The organism is Stenotrophomonas sp. P5_B8 (assembly GCF_054049855.1).
The window spans coordinates 1-3,491 of record NZ_JBFULO010000398.1; the positions used below are offsets into that span (position 1 = coordinate 1).

General features: G+C 65.8%; 3 protein-coding genes and 1 pseudogene. 3 read left to right on the forward strand and 1 reads right to left on the reverse strand.

The window, feature by feature from the left end:
- Positions 1-219: DUF4879 domain-containing protein (locus ACXJKH_RS17020; RefSeq protein ID WP_457321091.1), on the forward strand; the 219-nt coding region annotated here is incomplete at its 5' end.
- Positions 220-311: 92 nt separating this feature from the next.
- On the opposite strand, the gene ACXJKH_RS17025 is transcribed toward ACXJKH_RS17020, so the two are convergent.
- The gene (locus ACXJKH_RS17025) at positions 312-842 is read right to left on the reverse strand and encodes a hypothetical protein (RefSeq protein WP_457321093.1); all 531 of its coding nucleotides are present in this window, start codon (positions 840-842) and stop codon (positions 312-314) included.
- 383 nt (positions 843-1,225) lie between these two features.
- Here ACXJKH_RS17025 and proP point away from each other — a divergent pair.
- Both proP and ACXJKH_RS17035 read left to right on the forward strand, forming a co-directional pair.
- Positions 1,226-2,713 (forward strand): annotated as a pseudogene (gene proP, locus ACXJKH_RS17030) (glycine betaine/L-proline transporter ProP).
- Between the two features lie 88 nt (positions 2,714-2,801).
- Complete coding sequence (locus ACXJKH_RS17035; protein WP_457321095.1) at positions 2,802-3,404, forward strand: hypothetical protein; 603 nt, start codon at positions 2,802-2,804, stop codon at positions 3,402-3,404.
- Positions 3,405-3,491 lie beyond the last annotated feature (87 nt).

The window sequence follows — 3,491 nt, forward strand, 5'->3', positions numbered from 1 at the left end:
CTCTGGGGCTCAGCGCTCCCACGCGGCGCGCAGTACATGACCGAGCGGCTGTGCGTCGACGGCAGCGGCTACACGCAACAGTGCCAACCGGGCCAGACCATCGTCGGCTGGTTGTACTACTTCAGCCTGGACGGTGCCCAGGATGGCGAATTCGGCTTCCAGAACACCTCGCTCAATGCCCCCTTCAACACCGCGTATACCGCAATCCATATCCGCTGACGAAAGCGCGGCGCCGTGGGGAAGGGGGCGCACGGTACGCGAGCGGCGGCCAGGGGCGGCCGCCGCATGTCGTCACTGCGCGAGGCAGGTGCTTACTGGATATCGCCGTACGAGCAGCCCACCGTCACCCAGCCGGGCGAATAGCTCAGGTCCACCAGCACGCGCACGTTGCGGTTGTCGCTGAGCACCTTGCGGTAATCCATGCCCTTCCAGCCGTACGTTTCTTCCATGGCGGCCTGGTCCGGGCGCGGCGACATGCCGCCGATGCGATCGACGATGGCCTTGCCACGGGTCAGTTCCTGGCCGGGTGCCACCTTGAAGGCCAGGTGYATTTCGGTGGTGCTGGACAGGTTGACCAGGTTGGAGGTCTCACCCCAGGCGGTGATCGGTGCATCGCTCTTCCACAGGCTCAGGGCCGCATCGCCGGACGCGTCTGATCCGGCATGGGCGAAGTCCTGCACTTCCTCGGCATTGATGCGGCCGGTGAACGCGGCAACCTCGGCGGCGGTGAGCTTGCATTCGAGCAGCCGCGACAGCGTGGATGCGGTGCTGTCCTGGGCCATTGCCGCGGCAGGAGCGAGCAGGCCGAGCAGGGCGCACAGGGTGGTGGACTTGATGGACATGGAGCCTCGATGGGTTGGGTATTCGTGCTGGGTGGGGCCGGGCGCACGTTCCGTGTGAGCACGTCGCCGCGGCGAACGAATTCTGCCCGATTCCTCATGGCGTTTGCATGCGTGCGCGCACGCCGGCTTGAAGATGTGAAGATGTAGCAAAGATCACATTTTCGATGTGTAGTATCATGCCGCGCTTGATCATTGCCTCGGGCCATTGCCCGTCTCTCGGTCATCCTTCCTGCAGTACCGTGGAATTCCACGCGGCCGTCCGGGATCGCCTGTTGCCACCCCTCTTCGCGCATCTTGCCGCGTTCTTCCGGAGGCGGTTTTTTCCTGTGCCGTGCGCGGGACCTCGGGCGTGGTGATGGCCATGCTTCCAGGAGAAAGCACCCATGCAGGACCGCCACGCCGCACATGCCCATTTCGGCTGGTTCAAACGCCGTCGCCAGGTACAGGTGGACGAAGTCACCGTGGTCGATTGACCGATGCTGAAAAAGGCCGTCGGTGCCGCCGCACTCGGCAACGCGATGGAGTGGTTCGACTTCGGGGTCTACGGCTATATTGCGGTCACCCTGGGGCAGGTGTTTTTTCCCTCCAGCAATCCCACCGCACAACTGATCGCCACCTTCGCCACGTTCACCGTCGCCTTTCTGGTGCGTCCGCTGGGCGGCTTGGTATTCGGTCCGTTGGGCGACAAGTACGGGCGGCAGAAAGTACTGGCGTTCACCATGATCCTGATGGCGCTGGGCACCTTCAGCATCGGCCTGATTCCGTCCTATGACCGCATCGGGTTGTGGGCGCCGGCGTTGCTGCTGCTGGCGCGGCTGGTGCAGGGTTTCTCCACCGTTGGCGAGTACGGCGGTGCGGCGACCTTCATCGCCGAATACGCCACCGACCGCAACCGCGGGCTGATGGGCAGCTGGCTGGAGTTCGGCACGCTCGGCGGCTGCATCGCCGGCGCGGGCACCGTGACGGCGCTGCACATGGCCTTGAGCAGCGCGCAGATGCTGGACTGGGGCTGGCGCATTCCGTTCCTCGTGGCCGGCCCGCTCGGCCTGCTGGGGTTGTACATGCGGATGAAGCTCGAAGAAACCCCGGCCTTCCGTGCCTATGCTGAAGATGCCGAGAAGCGTGACCACGAACGCCCCGGTCTGGGTGCGCTGTTCCGCGTGCATTGGCCGCAGCTGCTCAAGTGCGTGGGCCTGGTGCTGGTGTTCAACGTCACCGACTACATGCTGCTGACCTACATGCCCAGCTACCTGAGCGTCACGATGGGGTATGCCGAAAGCAAGGGCCTGCTGCTGATCATCATCGTGATGCTGGTGATGATGCCGCTCAACGTGGTCGGCGGGCTTTTCAGCGACAAGCTGGGCCGCCGTCCGATGATCATCGGCGCCTGTATCGCTCTGTTCGCGCTCGCCATCCCGTGCCTGAAGCTGATCGGCACCGGCAACGACTGGCTGATCTTCCTGGGGCTGATGCTGCTGGGGCTGGCGCTGGTGTGTTTCACCAGCTCGATGCCCTCCACGCTGCCGGCGCTGTTCTACACCCCGGTGCGTTACAGCGCGCTGTCCATCGCCTTCAACGTATCGGTGTCGTTGTTCGGCGGCACCACGCCGCTGGTCACCGCCTGGCTGGTGGAGCGCACCGGCGACCCGCTGGTACCGGCGTACTACCTGATGGGTGCGGCGGTGATCGGGGTGATCACCATGCTGTTCGTCAACGAGACCGCGCGCATGCCGCTGCGTGGCTCGCCACCTGCGGTGGCCAGCGAGGCCGAGGCGCGTGCGCTGCTGCGCAGCGATGCACCGATGACCGTGGACAGTGCCCAGCCGACGCTGCCCGAGGCAGTGGCGCCGGACGAGGCGCGGCCGGCGTAAACAGGGGCCGGGACGACAGGATGACGGCGGTCGCCTGCGCGCGCCCGCCGCTGCGGCATACTGGGCCCAGTTCATAAGGAGCTGGACCATGACACGGACGATGATGGGGCGGGTTCTGCTGCTGTTGGCGGTCTTTACCGCGATGGGGGCTGTGATGGCCGGTGATCGGCTGACGTTGGACGCGRCACGGCGTGCCGTCGCGGCGACACTCGATATGCTACCGCCCGACGACATCGTTTTCGATTATCGACCGGTCGACATTCGCGTGGCCGACATCGACGGCGCGGGCACGCGCGGCATCGTGTACACCTACACCGCCACTACCTCCGGCTCGACCGGCAATCGACCCAACGAACTGGTGGTGATGACCGCGCTGCGGCCGGGGGATCGGCGGGGACAGTCGGCGTATCCCGGCAACGTGTCGTCCGATGACGTGGCGTTCGCGATCCTCCGCGAGGTGGGGTACGCCAACGAGGTGTCGGTCCACATCCCGGGCGAACTCACGGGTCTTGAGGTGGTGGGTGGGGAAATCCAGGTGCGCTTCGAAAGTCGGCTTGAATCGCCCACCTGCCAACGCGCAGCCGTCACCGCCGGTGGTGAGGCGCGCGCCAACGACTGCCCGCCACCGGGGCCGCACCGCTGGCGCTATCGCTGGACGCCGGGGCATCTGACCCGCGTTGCAGGCGATTAGTCCGTCCGGCATGGCGCCACCCCAGGTGCGGACGAGGGTGACGATGCGGCAGGCCTTGCACCGGTCGCACTCGCACCGTCCTCACGA